This is a genomic window from Nitrosomonas sp. sh817, from assembly GCF_030908545.1.
GTDB lineage: Bacteria > Pseudomonadota > Gammaproteobacteria > Burkholderiales > Nitrosomonadaceae > Nitrosomonas.
Window position 1 is genome coordinate 1,174,325 of the sequence record NZ_CP133083.1, and the last position, 14,123, is coordinate 1,188,447.

Here is a 14,123-nt window from a genome sequence, read left to right on the forward strand (position 1 = left end):
TATGTTAACATTGCCCCGGTTTGCAGCATGCCTTTTCAATTTCAATTCGATTGAGTGATTGAACAAAAGCGATGGAACAACAGAAAAAGAAAGATTTTTTTATTAGCTACAACAGAGCTGATGAAGAAAAAGCAATCTGGATCAATTGGAAACTGAAAAGTAGCGGTTATACCACTGTCATCCAAGCGGAAGATTTTGGTCCGGGAAATAACTTTGTACTGGCCATGCAAAAGGCAGCGACTGAAGCAATACGCACGATCGCGGTATTGTCTCCCGACTATTTACAGTCACAATTTACCGCCCCTGAATGGGCTGCGGCGTTCGCGCAAGATCCGATGGGCGAGCAACGAATATTGATTCCGGTAAAAGTGCGGCCTGTTGAGTTAACGGGTTTGTTAAAGGCTATTGTCTATATCGACCTAGTGGATATCGATGAGGAAGAAGCGGAAGCCCGCTTACTGTCCAAAATTCAGAATATAGCAGGTAGGCCACGTCCTGTTTTCAAAAAATCAGAATCGCCCGCTGTATCTAAAATAGCACCACAATACGCATCCAATCAGGCAGAGCAGCAACTCGGACAAATTAACCGGAAAAAGCACCGAGATCACTTGGCGATACAGATTTTACAAGATGAAAACCGTAAAACGCACGGTTTTTTGATTTCGGGAGAGCAGCAAGAATGCCCGGAAGACATTCGTTTTAAATTGTCGTACTTATTACAAGAAGATTTGATCAATCATCATTCGAAACCGCCTGAGATCCAGCGATTGCGAACCGAGAAAAGCGCCTTGTTTGGAAAATCGGCAAAGCAATTTCTATGGGAATTATTAGCGAAGCATCTCCTGTGCGAGCCCGAGAAAGCTGCAATCGAGCTGCGCTTGAGCCAACTGGATAGACATCACCTCTTTTTCAGGGAATTACCCAGTGATGAGTCCGGCAATCAGCATTTTCTGGTTGAGCTACTCTCGGCATGGTCGGATTTAACATTGGCTGCCACGTCTCACAGTCATTTTTTATTGTTGATTCATGCCGCCGAGAACAGCGGCAATTCCCTGTTCAGGTGGTCATTCCTTGCTAAGCGTAAGCCTTCCTGGCGTGATCAAATTGAATCGTTGCTTAAACAACATGTAGTTACTGACGCGTTGTTGCCCGAATTTCATTCACCCAGTAAAAAGGAAATACGCGATTGGATGGGGTTACACATTGAAGAAAGCACATTGCGCGATGACATCGAAGAATTATTGACGGAACAATTTCTAAAGAACGATTCCATTCCTCTCGGGAAATTTAAAAAAGCTGCGTTGCCTCTCCTCAAAAAACACTACTCACAATAAGAGCAAACCATCATGTCGATTATTTTAGAACCGCATTATTACTCGGGCCGGGGCAAGGATTTGAAGCCGGCGAAATGGCAGGATTTACCTGGATTCAATCCGGATGATTTAACGCATCCTAAAGATTACCTGGCCCCGCCGGATTGGCTTCCGCCGTCAATGTAGCGCTGGAATTGGGCATGCCGCTGCTGCTGACCGGTGAACCGGGTTGCGGCAAATCGCAGTTGGCATATAGCCTGGCGTGGGAACTGGATCATCCGCAAAATCCGGGCGGTTCTTGGCAAAAGCCGCATACGTTTACGGTCAAATCGGATACGCAAAGCCGCGATTTGTTTTATCATTTCGATACCTTGGGGCGGTTCCGCGCCAGCCGCCGTGATGGCGATAATGACGACCCGCGCCGTTTCTTGCGTTTTGAAGCGCTAGGTGTGGCGATTTTGCAAGCGCTCGGTCGTTCTGATCGACGAAATCGACAAAGCGCCGCGCGAGGTGCCGAACGAAATCGAACGCATGACCTTCGATATTCCCGAGCTGTTTGAAACCGGCCGCAAGAAAACCACGGTGTCGCTGCAAGATTCCAAGATGCGTCCGATCGTCATTATCACCAGCAACCGCGAGCGCGAATTGCCGGATGCGTTTCTGCGCCGTTGCGTTTACTATCATCTTGAGCTACCGGCATTCCGCAGCAAAGCGGCGGCGATGTCACCATCGAAAGCATTATCGAGCAACGCTTAAATATCAAGATTCCTAACGAAGAAGCCGTGCCGAATCCGCAGAAAAGCGCATGGGCTGCCAGCATTTCGTTTTTCCATTTTTTGCGCAACGAAGGGCAATTGGATAAGCAACCGTCGATTGCCGAATTGCTGAACTGGATGCAATTGCTGCAAAAACGCAGCCAACGGCTGAACGAAACGCCGCACCTGACCAACGCCGCATGGCTGGAGGTATTTACCGCCAGTGCTGCCGTTACCCTGCTGAAACACAAGGAAGATCAGGATCGCATTCACGCATTGATCGGACGCTGAAAAGATCAACCGGCATCTTGAACCGGCCAACGCCGTGAATACTGCCAGACTCTATTCCCGCATCGACGAGCTGGGCGCGTTACTGCGCGCCGCAGGCATGGCGCATGGCGCATGGCGTTGACGTGTGGCTGTCGGTCGCTCGCTTACTTAAGCAATTGGAAGAGCGGGGCAAGCTGCCCAAAGATGAAAAAGATTTAGCTCCGCTGCTCGGGCCGTTGTTTTGCCGCAACCCGGAAGAGCAAGCGCGATTCCCGGTATTGTTCGAACAATGGTTGAACCCTGAAACGCAATCGGTGTTGGAAACGGTGAACCGCACCGCCGCGCCGGGCCGCGATGCTTTGCTGGCAGCGCAAGCTGCCGTGCAAAAAACGCAGAAACATTGGGTCATGGGCGGTATTGTAGTGTTCGTCTGCCTGCTGGCTGTGCTGATTGTCAATTGGTCGGATTGGTTCCGGCCAAAACCGGTTGAAGTTCCTGCCAAAGTAGAACCACCGAAGCCAGTACAAACGACACCGCCAATCGTGCGCCGTAAGCCGCAACCGGGCACGGCCACCGTTGTCATTGTTGATCGTGTTGAACCGCGTCCGCAACCGCAACCGGATTACGTCCAGCAAGATTGGCAGCACGTTGTGCGCAATGTCGGCTGGGTGTTATTTGCTTTGCCGTGGTTGCCGGTGCTCGGATTTCTGGCTTGGCGCTACCGGCGCAATGTCGTATTGCAGCGGCAAGGCGAATCTGCCGACGATTTGCTGCGTCATTTTCATTTCGATCGCGTGCTGCAACCATTTTTCGGCGGCGCTCAGTCCGAACGGGCATTACGCGAATTGCACGCCGCGCGGTTGGAACCGACGCAGCGGCTGCATGTTTCCGCCACGGTCGATGCCACCGCGCGCAACGGCGGTTATTTTCAGCCGGTTTACCGTAATCGCCGCATTGCGCCGGAACATGTGTTGCTGGTGCGCAGCCAGGGTCGCGGCGATCAACAAGCGGCGCTGGCGGAGGAATTGGAAAAACGCTTCAAGGCATTGGGCTTGTCGATCAAAACCTACCGTTTTCGTGACGATCCGCGCTGGCTGGTGCAATGGGGCGATGACAACGGCCAGGCGAAATACTACCAATTGCATCAACTGGCTGCGCGACATGAAGGCGCGCGCTTGCTGATCGTCAGCGAAACGGCAATTCTGTTTCATCCGTATAGTGGCGAGATCCGCTCCTGGCTCGATGATTTTACCCCGTGGCGCGACAAGGTGTGGCTGCAACCGCGCGATGCCAGTAATGCGCACGCCGCATTGCTGGCGCAGCACCGATTTCTGATGTTGCCGCTGATGCAAGACAATCTGCCGCAACTGGTCGAACACCTGACCAAACCGCAGCCGCAGAAATTGTTGCCGCGATTGCCGCAGACTTTGCCGCTGCTGCTGCGGCAACTGGAACAATTCCTCGGTACCAACGGTTTACGGCTGCTGTGCGCCGTAGCAATCTATCCAAAACCGCATTGGTCATTGACGCAGGCGCTCGATTATTTGCTGTTTGGTGGTTTGAATACGCCAACACTGACCGCCGATCCACCGCAACGGCGCGAGCAGCGGCTGGCGCGTTTGAGCCGATTGCCGTGGTTGACGCATGCCTACTTGCCGGATTGGTTGCGCGAATTGCTGTTGCTCGGTATGGATCGCCATGAGCGTGTGCAAGTGACGGAAGTGTGGCAGCGCTTGTTCCATCAGCACACCGGCCGGGACAGTCCGCAATCGCTCAGTCTCGAAGTGAGAAGCCCGTCCAAGCTGCAACTGCAAGTCAAGTTCGACGACTGGCGCGCCATTTCCAAGGATACTGCGATCAATGATCCGATTTTCGCCAATATCCTGCGCGGCGGCAAGCTGGGGTTGCTCGATTTCCGCATCCCGCAAGCCCTGGCCAAGCTGCTGCCGCAAAACAATCAATCGCTGTTATTACGTCCGGGAGTGATCGCCTTGCTGTGGGCATTGCTCGCGAGCGGAACGCTCACTGCGGCATGGCATTACGCCGGTCAGCACGCATTCATCGACTATCAGCGCAACCAACAGATGCAGCACAATATGCAGTGGCCGGTAACGCTCAGCCATCACTCGGATACGCAAGCGTTGATGACGGCATTGCAAACTAAACAACCACCGGCTTTAGCCGGTGGTTGTTTAGTGCTATTGCTGGCGATGGCCGTTTGTCCAACGATTTTTGCGCAAAGCAAACCGGCGGAAGAACCTGCCACAACAGCAATCGAGATCAAATCGCGCGGCAAGCTGACCGCCGAGAAAAAAAACAGAGTCAGGCATTGGCGCAAACCTGCCGTACCGAAGCTGGGCAAGCGCCAACGATGGTGGTGATTAAGCCGGGCCAATTTCAGATGGGATCAGCAGACGGTGATGCCGATGAGCAGCCGGTGCATGCGGTGACAATCCCGAAACCATTTGCCATCAGCCGTTGCGAGATTACCGTCGGGCAATTCCGGCAGTTTGTTGAGGATGCACACTACCAAACCACGGCTGAAAAAAGCGGCAAAGGCTGTAATATTTGGAATGTTGAGAGAAAAGAAGCAGAACAATTGCCGGATCGAAATTGGAAAAATCCTGGTTTCAAGCAAAGCGATGATCATCCGGTGGTGTGCGTGTCATGGGACGATGCGCAAGCGTATGTGAAATGGCTGTCGCATCGCACCGGCGCAGCGTATCGCTTGCCAACGGAGGCCGAATGGGAATACGCCACCGCAACAGCACGCTATTATCAAGATGACCTGCAGTGCGATTACGCCAATGGTTTAGGTCAGGAAGGAAAGTCTATTGCCGATTCTGTCTGGGTATTGGCGGAGTGTTCCGATGACCATGTTTACACCGCGCCGGTGGCAAGTTACGCCGAAAATCATTTCGGGTTATTCGACATGCTGGGTAACGTCTGGGAATGGAAGCAGGACTGTTGGCATGGCAATTACAACAACGGACCGGGTGACGGTTCGGCATGGCTGGAAAAAGACAGCGGCGATTGTGGCCGCCGGGTGGTTCGCGGCGGTTCGTGGATCATCTTCAGGCCTCAGCTCGTGCGGTCGGCTAACCGGGTCAGGAACGGCGCCGGTGAGGCCTACAGCTACCAGGGTTTTCGGATCGCCAGGGATTTTTGATCTTTGTTCTTTGTGCTTTTGTTCTTTGCGGGGTGCAGGGGCGTAGCCCCTGCGGTTTTTTGGGGGTGTAGGGTTAACCCAGCAGGCGGGCTTTTTTTCGTTGCGCCTTGAGAACAGTGACTGCTTTTTTATCGAATGACACAAATTCCGTGCCTCCAAGGCTCGCGCCTGAAAAAGCGATGATGCCATCGGCAAAATCCCCGCCTTGTTCAAATACTGTCAGCCCCAGTTCAATGGCCGGCATATCGCACACTACATTTTTGCTCCGGATCAACAAGCGGATAGCCTTTACGATATCGGCATCGGTGAATTGATAAGCACGTTGGAGTACCCAGACAAATTCACACAGTGTGGTCGATGAAACCGCAATCCGGTGCGCTTTGCGTAGCACGTCAGCGGCAAGCTGCGCTTGTTGCGCGTCATCCTGGACGCAGGCACGCACCAGCACGTTGGTGTCCGCTGTGATATTCACCGGCGGGCAGCCCAGCTCTGCGCGATGATCTCGTTCATGTCATCGATGCTGACCACGGGCGTATCGGGTTTATGCAAACAGGCAATAAAATCGCTCACATTGCCATCTTGGATATGGCTGCCGATGGTTAACGTGCCATCGGGCAATTTATGTACTTCCACTTGCTGACCGGGCGCCACCCCAAGGTGCTTGAGCAAATCCTGCCGCAATGTGATTTGCCCTTTTGCGGTTACAGTTAATGTTGGCATTAGACACTTCCCCTTCGTATAAAGTAAGGAAATTATGCCTTACCAATCCGGCAAATACAATGACGGATTTAATGGATCTTAGAAAACCGGTGGATGGCGCTGCGCTTATCGACCCTACTCAGTTCACAGTTGAACCGGGATGTGAATCTAATCTCAATCAGTGCTCGCTACTGATTTCAGAGGTTTCTTGTTGCCGGTCACTGTCAAAATAGCGTTGTTTGATCCGCTCGACATATTGCACGAGATTTTGCTTGGCAAGGCCGTGTTCTTTCAGCGGTGATTCAATCGGGCAGCCGATGATGTTGATCAGCAATCCGAACGCCGAGGCATCGAGGGTGGTGGGTTTGCCGCCGAAGAAATAGGGCTGATCGCCCAGCGATACCGCCAATGCATCGATATCTTGTTTGCCGAGGGCAAAAATTTCTTGCGGCTGGTGGCGGCCGGTACCGTGTCCGTAAATTTGCCGCTGGATTTTTTTGCGCGTGCGGCTGGCGGCAATATCGCGAATGATCGGCGGTAACGATCCGAATATCGCTTGTTTGTTGATTTGCCAATTTTCTTCGGTGTACTGCCAGCGCGAATACAATGCCGCCCAAAACAAATGTTCTTCCAATAAGCGCTGCAATGCGGTCGATGATGCGAGCTCGACAGCGGATAATTCCCGATCCAAATCGATGTAATGCGTTTTCAGATAATCGACGATAAAGCGCGAATCCCCGATTGCGGCGCCATTGTCCTCGATATACGGCAATTTGCCTTTGGGTGCGCCGAGCGGCAGCGACGGCTTGAGTTCGTAGGGGATTCCGGCCATGCGCAAGTAGGTTTCGACTTTGCAGCAAAACGGACTTAAATTCGGGATGTCCCAGGTGCGTCTGAATTGATAGAGTTTGAGCATGCTTACGATCCTTTTTGATTATTACTTGTTGAGTGCAAGCGACTTTACCTTTTTTGCTTGCGAATTGCAAGTGTATGGTTTACAGTGCATGTATCTCTTTTTACGATACGAAGACCGATGACCGGCGAATTGGATAAATCAGATTTTGAACGATCGTGTTGCCCGGTTGCTTGCGCGCTGGACCAGCTCGGCGATAAATGGACATTGTTGATTATCCGCGATTTATTGTTGGGAAAGAAACGTTACCAGGAATTTCTGGCATCACCCGAGCGGATCGCGACCAATATTCTGGCTGACCGATTGAAGAAACTGGAAGCGAAGGGATTTGTGGTGCAACGCGCTTATCAGCAAAATCCGGTGCGCTATGAATATGCGCTATCCAAGAAGGGAGAGGATCTGGGGCCGGTTCTGCAGGCATTAGCGGCTTGGGGTAAAGCCTATTATCCGGGCAGCAAGGTTTTTGAAGCGGCCAAACCGGAACCGGCGAATGAATAAGCAATCAGCATCCCGGTTTCCCGGGATGCTGGCTTGCACGATATTAAAGCGGTGATCCGGAAGTTCCGTCTTCAACGCGATGGCGCTGCGCCGAAGCTGCGTTATTCTCCAAAGTCATGATGCGGGATTCCAGCCGTGCAATCAATGCTTTTGTGTCCGGCGATTCAACCGGGGTTTGCGGTTTCGGTGGGGATGCACGTGTTTCCAGGTTTTCCACACGAGTTTGCAACTGCTGCGGCAGGTCTTCCGCTTCCGGGCCGGCAAGATGCGTGAATTCGACGCTGTCTTCATAAGGCTCGCGCGTGGTGCCCGTGGCTTTAACGATGAAACCAGCCAGCAGGCCGCCGGTAATGGCAATGAACAAGGTGATTACGATACCGTTGAATTGCGCGATAGCAATATCCGGCACAACCAAAAAAGCGCTCATGCCGCCCAACAGCCCCGGCATACCGTGCAAATTATGCACGCCGCAGGTGTCGACGAGCTTGAACCGGGATTCCAGCATCGGCTGCAGGAAAACATAACCCAAAACGGAAACAACTCCCGCTAGTAAACCAATGCCGAAGGCGCCGCCGGGAGAGACCACGTCGCAAACGGAGCCGATGGCGACACCGCCCGCCAACGCTGCATTTGCCATATCGACCATGGAGGTTTTGCCGCCATGCAGCTTGGAGCTCAAGAAGTAGGTGGCGATTGTTGCGCCGCAAAGTGCCAGTAACGTATTGGCAACGGTTTGCGGCATATTTTCCAGGGGCACCAAGGCGGTGGCAAAACTCGGCCAGAATAACCACAGCACCATGGAACCGAGCATCGCGAAGCGGTCGGAAGTATGATCCGATTCAATCGGCTTGCTGCGTTGGTACGCGGTGGTTAATACTATCGACATGCTAAGTCCGAAATACGCGCCAAACGCATGGATGACAATCGACCCGGCAGTATCCTGGAATCCCGTGGTGTATCCGATGGCGTCATCGAGCACCAGCCATTCATTCAATAAATAGAGCGGCACCACCAGCAGCGCCAGCAGGGCATATTGAAAAACGCGTAAACGCCCGAGCACCGCGCCCATCGCAATCAATGCGGTGGCAACGGATAGTTCCGCATAAAGCAAGGCGTCGAGGGTATGCGGGGACAATTGGTGCCCGAAAATGCCATTGGCGCGAAGTAAGATGTAAAGCGGCAGACCGGTAGCGACCACCAGGTAAGTACCGGTGACGGCGCCGAATCCGTAGCGGCGCACGAATACCATTAAAAAGCCAAAACCGATCAGCAGCATGGCGAGAATATGAATGATGAAATTATATTGCGCAACGACGCGAGCTTCGCTCAAAGCCGCGGGGGCTTCGGCGCTTACCCAACTGCTAAAACCCAGGAGCAGCAGACTCACTGCGCATTGCAGTGTCAAGCAAAAACGTTTATTCATGTTTTTTTCCTTAAGTTATTAATGATTCGGGTTAATTTATGACGAGTTTTGTTGACAGAGGCAATCCGGCAAGGCATTTACCCCTACCGGGAGTGTGAGCTTTAATCTCCCTGAGCGCAATAGGGAAATGTTAATTGGCAGTGATGGAGAGTTTTCCAGAAAACATGAATAACCGTATGCTTAAACGATTGGCTGCGTGCACGGGCGTGCGGTGAAATTTTCAACACGCTGCTGCGGCGTGATGTGGAATTTGGTGAATGAGTAACTGATGAAGCGCGCTAAGGAAATGCTGATTAATTGACTATACGAGCAAATTACTTCGTTGCACGGTACTCGCTCCCTCGCCTATCTTGTTGATATGTTTCGGTTGCTGCGTTCCGTTCGCCTCGTGCTTCATCTCGTTCGCCGAATTAATCAACATTTTCCTAACGGGCGCCGGTTACAAAGACCGGGCCGGTTGGTCAGCGGTGAAGTTCGCGATGGATGCCGCGTTTGAGCGCCTGGATCGCTTCTTCGATGCTGCCGGGCGCTTGCCGGTACGGACAGAAGATGTTTCTGGAGAGTTCACGCTGCGCATAGAATTGCCGCACCAGATCAATTTGCTGCCATTCCGCGACCCGGGGCTGCGCCCAGGTTTTATCGTCCCTGCCCAGCGCATATAATTTCCGTTCGTTGGTGGCGCAGCGGATTCCTTCATAACTGACATTGTTGGCACCAGCCGATGATTTGATGACAAGCGCGAACCGCACCACGCCGTCTTCGCCGATTCCGATCGACGTGGTATCGACGAAATAGCGGTTGCTGCTGGCTTCTCCGGCGTTAAATTCCAGCAGATTTTCCGGCGCTGGGTAGGAGGGGAACTGCGCTGCTTGTTCAACCCACGGTTTGTCGCTTTCGAATTCGTCCTTGAAAGGCGGTTTGGCGCAAGCCGACAGCGCGAGAATGCCAACGATTGCGCTGAGAATGAGCGGTTTCATACAGCGGTTAAATCATTCAACAGCGATGCGCGAATATCCGCGGCGACGATGTCAACGGTTGCTTGATACGCCGGATGATCGACTCCCATGCTCAACATCGCGCCTTGCCGCAACGCTCGAATCATGTCAGCGGTCAATTCGAATCGCAGAAAATGAACGGACGAGGTTTTTTCACTGTTTTCCCGTTCCAGGTCTTCGTCGGCAATGGCACAAACCGGTGGATGATCCGCCACCTTGACCCAGACTTTGTCTTCGATGCCGATCATTGCCGCCAATTGCGTAGCGCGCTCGCCGGGATCCGCGTACTCGATCATCATCGTGGCTTTCCAATTCTGTCCGTCCGGAATCAGCGGCGTGTAGGTTTCCAATTCGTGTACGATTTCCTCTTCCTGAAAAATCCGCTCGACGCGCAGCATCTCCTGAATTTGATAGCGAATCGTCAGTTCATCTTCGAATACCAGCGTGACGTGATCGCCAAGATGGATTTTGCGTGTTTTTTTATGCGCCATGACTTTGGCGCGGAAATCGTTGCGTACTTTGGAATAAGCCTCGAGCGTCATTAAGCTGTCGCGGGTAATGGCCGGCATTGTTCGATTCTCCGTAGTGGGTGAGTGAGCCGCCGCCGGATCGGCATCCGGTGCCGGCGTCAAACCGGAATCGGTGCCGTAAGCCATTCTCAGCAACGTCAGGGGATGCAGTTTCTGCGCTTTGCTTTCGCCGATTCCTTGTTCGATATGACGGGCGGCGATGGCGCAATCCGAGCTGATGTAATCCGGTTCGGCGGCCGCCATTTGTTTGAAGACCGGGCGGCCGATTTTCATCGAATCGGCATAATGTTCGCTTTTAACGCCCCAGGTGCCGTCATGGCCGGAACAGCGCTCCACGGCATTGACGGTGGTGTCCGGCACCAGTTCCAGGATGTCTTTGGTTTTTTTGCCGAAATTCTGCACGCGTTGATGGCATGGGATATGGTAGGAAATTTTACCGAGTGCTTGCTTGAAGTCGGTTTTGAGCAAATTGTCCTGATTCCGCAGCGCCAGATATTCAAACGGATCGAACATGGCGGCGGCGACGGCCTGGACTGTTTCGTCATGCGGGAATAACAACGGTAATTCCTGTTTGTACATCAGCGTGCAGGATGGCACCGCCGAGAGGATGGCGTAACCCTCCTGCGCCAGTTGGAATAAATACGGGATATTTTTATCCTTAAGTTTCTCAACGGTTTCCAGATCACCCAGTTCCAGCTTCGGCATGCCGCAGCAAGCTTCTTTCTCGACTAGACGAACCGGAATTTCATTGTGTTCCAGAATGTGCAACAAGTCGTGGCCGATGCCCGGTTCGTTGTAATTAACATAGCAGGTGGCGTAAATGGCGACTTTGCCGGGGGTGCGGGTACCGTTTTTGACCGGAAACGTATCGTTGGGCTTGGCGTTCGAGCGGAATTTTGTGGTCGCGTATTCGGGCAATTTCCGCTCGGCATGAATTCCCAGCGTGCTATCCAGCAATTTCCGCGCTACTGGCGCGTTAGTCAGCGTGTTGACGGTTTGCACGACCACCGGAATGGTGGCAATTTTACCCATTAAATCGGTATTAGAGAGCAGCTCATCGCGAAAGCGGGCGCCTTGGTTTTTATATTTGACCGCTTTGGCGCGCAACATTAAGTGCGGAAAATCAATGTTCCATTGGTGTGGCGGCACGTAAGGACATTTCGTCATGAAACACATATCGCATAAATAGCAGCGATCGATCACTTCCCAGAATTGTTTTTTATCGACGCCATCCAGTTCGCCGGTAGTGCTTTCATCGATCAAATCGAATAAACGCGGAAAAGCCGTGCATAAATTGACACAGCGCCGGCAGCCGTGACAGACGTCGAACACGCGTTCCAGTTCTTGATTTAAACCGGTTTCATCATAAAAATCAGGATTCTTCCAATCGATGGGATGACGAGTAGGTGCTTCGAGACTACCTTCGCGAGTGGCCATAGATCAATGTGTTTTGTTGAGACGATGGGTGATTGTGATGGGGTTTATCCAGCGGTTGAATAAACCCCGGTATTTCAGGGTGCGATTGAACGCGATTAATCGGCTAAGCCGTCCAATGCGCGCTGGAAGCGGTTGGCGTGCGAGCGTTCCGCTTTGGCAAGCGTCTCAAACCAATCGGCGATTTCATCGAAACCTTCATCGCGCGCGGTTTTTGCCATGCCGGGATACATGTCGGTGTATTCGTGCGTTTCACCGGCGATCGCGGTTTTCAAATTGTCGCGGGAGCCGCCAAAAGGCATGCCGGTTGCCGGATCGCCGCATTTTTCCAAATATTCCAGATGACCGTGGGCGTGACCGGTTTCGCCTTCCGCGGTAGAACGGAATACCGCTGCTACGTCATTTTGGCCTTCCACATCGGCTTTTGCAGCGAAATACAGATACCGGCGATTGGCTTGAGATTCTCCTGCAAACGCGGCTTTCAGATTTCCTTCGGTTTTTGATCCTTTAAGTTCCATCGTGCTCTCCTTAATATATTGACGAGTTATTATCGTTGATTTAGATCAACGAGACTATCGAAGGGTTTAGGGATTGTCAACTATTAACGGCGGGGAGCGGGGTTCAGGAACGTGGAATGAATCTTTTCAGGTTGAACATTCATTCTGTCGCCGATGCAACGGTAGGGTTGCATGATCATGGCATATCTCTAAGGAAGCGCTTACATGGACACCGCCCGTTTTGCAAGCACTGATGTATAGAAACACAAGGTTCGATTGCACACTTACATTCGGCTTTTGATAAGAGCGTTTAGCTCAGAGCCCCTATGGTGTATTCGCCGGCGGGTCCCAATCTGAATAGCGAAGTCTGGTTGCTTCGAGAGCTTCCCCGGGTTTGGCCGCCGCGGTCCGACCTGTCTTCCCATCACATAAATGCAAGCAATCGTGAATGAATATCCTCCTGTTAACGATGCTTCTGTTTTTTATGAATCGCTCATATCATCATGCTTCAGCAGCGTATCTAGCACGATAGGTTTCATTTTTAGCCAGCAATGCCCAAGCTACCCGGGCATTGTGATTGGCCAGCGCCACTGTTGCGACATTGGGATGACACCGCGCCAGCAGTTGCGCAATCCAGGCATTGCCAGGCGGCTTACCGGCTTGTTGCCGCGCACGTAAATGCCGGATTACAGCACGCGCACCGTGGATCATCAAAGTGCGCAGATAACGATCACCTCGTTTGCTGATTCCCAGCAGACGTTGCCGCCCGCCGCTCGATGCCTGGCGTGGCACCAGTCCTAGCTAAGCGGCAAATTGCCGTCCATTGGTAAATGCCCTTGCATCACCTATCGCTGCAGCAATCGCGGTAGCGCTTATGACGCCCACACCAGGAATCCCGGCCAAGCGTTGACTCGCTTCATTGCTGACGTGCCATTGCTGAATCCTGTGCTCCAGTAGCGCAATCCGCTCATCGAGTGCCGATAATTGATCCCGCAACACAGCGGCCAAATCCCGGCACATCGGCGGCAACTCATCGCCGGTATCTTCCTGCGCGGACTTAACCGAAACAAAGCGCATTCCCGGGCGTTGCACTGCTTCACAAATGGCTTCCGCATCGAGCATATCCGATTTGTTCGACTTCAAATAGGGTTTGATGAATCTTGCCGCCATCGGCCGCACCGTATGCCCCAGCTCGCTCAGCTTGCGTGCCCAATAATGCATGCCGCCACAGGCTTCCAGCCCAATCCGGCAAGGTTCGATCTTTGCAAACCACGACAAGTACCTCGCTTCGTCTCAATTGCTTGCGCTCCACCACCCGTCCTTGTGCATTAACAGCGTGTACCTGAAAAACATTCTTTGCTAAATCCAAACCAACTACGCTAATCTTATCCATGGATGCTGCCCTCCAATTTTGAGTTGATGATTGAAAGCCAACTGTGGCACATTGCGATGCCGTTGTCAGGAGGGCGGTGTCCATTCCATCTGATTAATTGACTATACGAGCGAATCACTTCGTTGCACGGTACTCGCTTTCCCGCCTATCTTGTTGATATGTCTCGGTCGCTTTGTGCCGTGCGCCTCGTGCTTTATCTCGTTCGCCGGATTAATCAGCGTTTCCTTAATCGAT

Annotated in this window: 15 protein-coding genes and 1 pseudogene; 8 read left to right on the forward strand and 8 right to left on the reverse strand. The window is 52.5% G+C overall.

Annotation, left to right across the window (positions count from 1 at the left end):
- The first annotated feature begins 71 nt into the window (after window positions 1-71).
- The 7 genes from RBH92_RS05510 to RBH92_RS05540 all read left to right on the forward strand — a co-directional run bounded on the left by RBH92_RS05510 (window position 72) and on the right by RBH92_RS05540 (window position 5,507).
- On the forward strand, window positions 72-1,334 hold the full coding sequence (locus RBH92_RS05510) for a toll/interleukin-1 receptor domain-containing protein (RefSeq protein WP_307933623.1): 1,263 nt from the start codon (window positions 72-74) through the stop codon (window positions 1,332-1,334).
- Between the two features lie 12 nt (window positions 1,335-1,346).
- Entirely contained in the window at window positions 1,347-1,499 is a 153-nt protein-coding gene (locus RBH92_RS05515; RefSeq protein ID WP_307933624.1) for a hypothetical protein, read from the forward strand.
- Complete coding sequence (locus tag RBH92_RS05520) at window positions 1,478-1,873, forward strand: AAA family ATPase (RefSeq protein ID WP_307933625.1); 396 nt, start codon at window positions 1,478-1,480, stop codon at window positions 1,871-1,873. The genes RBH92_RS05515 and RBH92_RS05520 overlap by 22 nt, the downstream gene beginning before the upstream one ends.
- On the forward strand, window positions 1,845-2,069 hold the full coding sequence (locus RBH92_RS05525; RefSeq protein ID WP_307933626.1) for a hypothetical protein: 225 nt from the start codon (window positions 1,845-1,847) through the stop codon (window positions 2,067-2,069). The genes RBH92_RS05520 and RBH92_RS05525 overlap by 29 nt, the downstream gene beginning before the upstream one ends.
- Before the next feature lie 26 nt (window positions 2,070-2,095).
- A complete protein-coding gene (locus tag RBH92_RS05530; protein WP_307933627.1) occupies window positions 2,096-2,359 on the forward strand; it encodes a hypothetical protein in 264 nt (87 codons plus the stop codon).
- Window positions 2,360-2,463: 104 nt separating this feature from the next.
- On the forward strand, window positions 2,464-4,719 hold the full coding sequence (locus RBH92_RS05535) for a hypothetical protein (RefSeq protein ID WP_307933628.1): 2,256 nt from the start codon (window positions 2,464-2,466) through the stop codon (window positions 4,717-4,719).
- Window positions 4,710-5,507 (forward strand): formylglycine-generating enzyme family protein, encoded by a 798-nt coding sequence (locus tag RBH92_RS05540; RefSeq protein WP_307933629.1) that lies wholly within the window; start codon window positions 4,710-4,712, stop codon window positions 5,505-5,507. The genes RBH92_RS05535 and RBH92_RS05540 overlap by 10 nt, the downstream gene beginning before the upstream one ends.
- Before the next feature lie 73 nt (window positions 5,508-5,580).
- Here RBH92_RS05540 and RBH92_RS05545 read toward each other — a convergent pair whose 3' ends face one another.
- The 3 genes from RBH92_RS05545 to RBH92_RS05555 form a co-directional block, all read right to left on the reverse strand.
- Window positions 5,581-5,979 carry a type II toxin-antitoxin system VapC family toxin gene (locus RBH92_RS05545; RefSeq protein ID WP_307933630.1) on the reverse strand — a complete coding sequence of 133 codons (399 nt, stop codon included), beginning with the start codon at window positions 5,977-5,979 and terminating at the stop codon, window positions 5,581-5,583.
- Window positions 5,976-6,227 (reverse strand): AbrB/MazE/SpoVT family DNA-binding domain-containing protein, encoded by a 252-nt coding sequence (locus RBH92_RS05550; protein WP_307933631.1) that lies wholly within the window; start codon window positions 6,225-6,227, stop codon window positions 5,976-5,978. Before RBH92_RS05550 ends, RBH92_RS05545 begins: the two co-directional genes overlap by 4 nt.
- Before the next feature lie 157 nt (window positions 6,228-6,384).
- On the reverse strand, window positions 6,385-7,122 hold the full coding sequence (locus tag RBH92_RS05555) for a glutathione S-transferase family protein (RefSeq protein WP_307933632.1): 738 nt from the start codon (window positions 7,120-7,122) through the stop codon (window positions 6,385-6,387).
- A gap of 117 nt (window positions 7,123-7,239) precedes the next feature.
- Here RBH92_RS05555 and RBH92_RS05560 point away from each other — a divergent pair, with 117 nt between their 5' ends.
- Entirely contained in the window at window positions 7,240-7,617 is a 378-nt protein-coding gene (locus RBH92_RS05560) for a winged helix-turn-helix transcriptional regulator (protein ID WP_307933633.1), read from the forward strand.
- Window positions 7,618-7,660: 43 nt separating this feature from the next.
- Here RBH92_RS05560 and RBH92_RS05565 read toward each other — a convergent pair whose 3' ends face one another.
- The 5 genes and pseudogenes from RBH92_RS05565 to RBH92_RS05585 all read right to left on the reverse strand — a co-directional run bounded on the left by RBH92_RS05565 (window position 7,661) and on the right by RBH92_RS05585 (window position 13,889).
- A complete protein-coding gene (locus RBH92_RS05565) occupies window positions 7,661-9,040 on the reverse strand; it encodes an ammonium transporter family protein (RefSeq protein ID WP_307933634.1) in 1,380 nt (459 codons plus the stop codon).
- Window positions 9,041-9,501: 461 nt separating this feature from the next.
- On the reverse strand, window positions 9,502-10,017 hold the full coding sequence (locus RBH92_RS05570; protein ID WP_307933635.1) for a CNP1-like family protein: 516 nt from the start codon (window positions 10,015-10,017) through the stop codon (window positions 9,502-9,504).
- A complete protein-coding gene (locus RBH92_RS05575; RefSeq protein WP_307933636.1) occupies window positions 10,014-12,002 on the reverse strand; it encodes a DUF3501 family protein in 1,989 nt (662 codons plus the stop codon). The genes RBH92_RS05570 and RBH92_RS05575 overlap by 4 nt, the downstream gene beginning before the upstream one ends.
- Before the next feature lie 95 nt (window positions 12,003-12,097).
- A complete protein-coding gene (locus tag RBH92_RS05580; RefSeq protein WP_292923753.1) occupies window positions 12,098-12,517 on the reverse strand; it encodes a rubrerythrin family protein in 420 nt (139 codons plus the stop codon).
- A gap of 480 nt (window positions 12,518-12,997) precedes the next feature.
- Window positions 12,998-13,889 (reverse strand): annotated as a pseudogene (locus tag RBH92_RS05585) (IS110 family RNA-guided transposase).
- Window positions 13,890-14,123 lie beyond the last annotated feature (234 nt).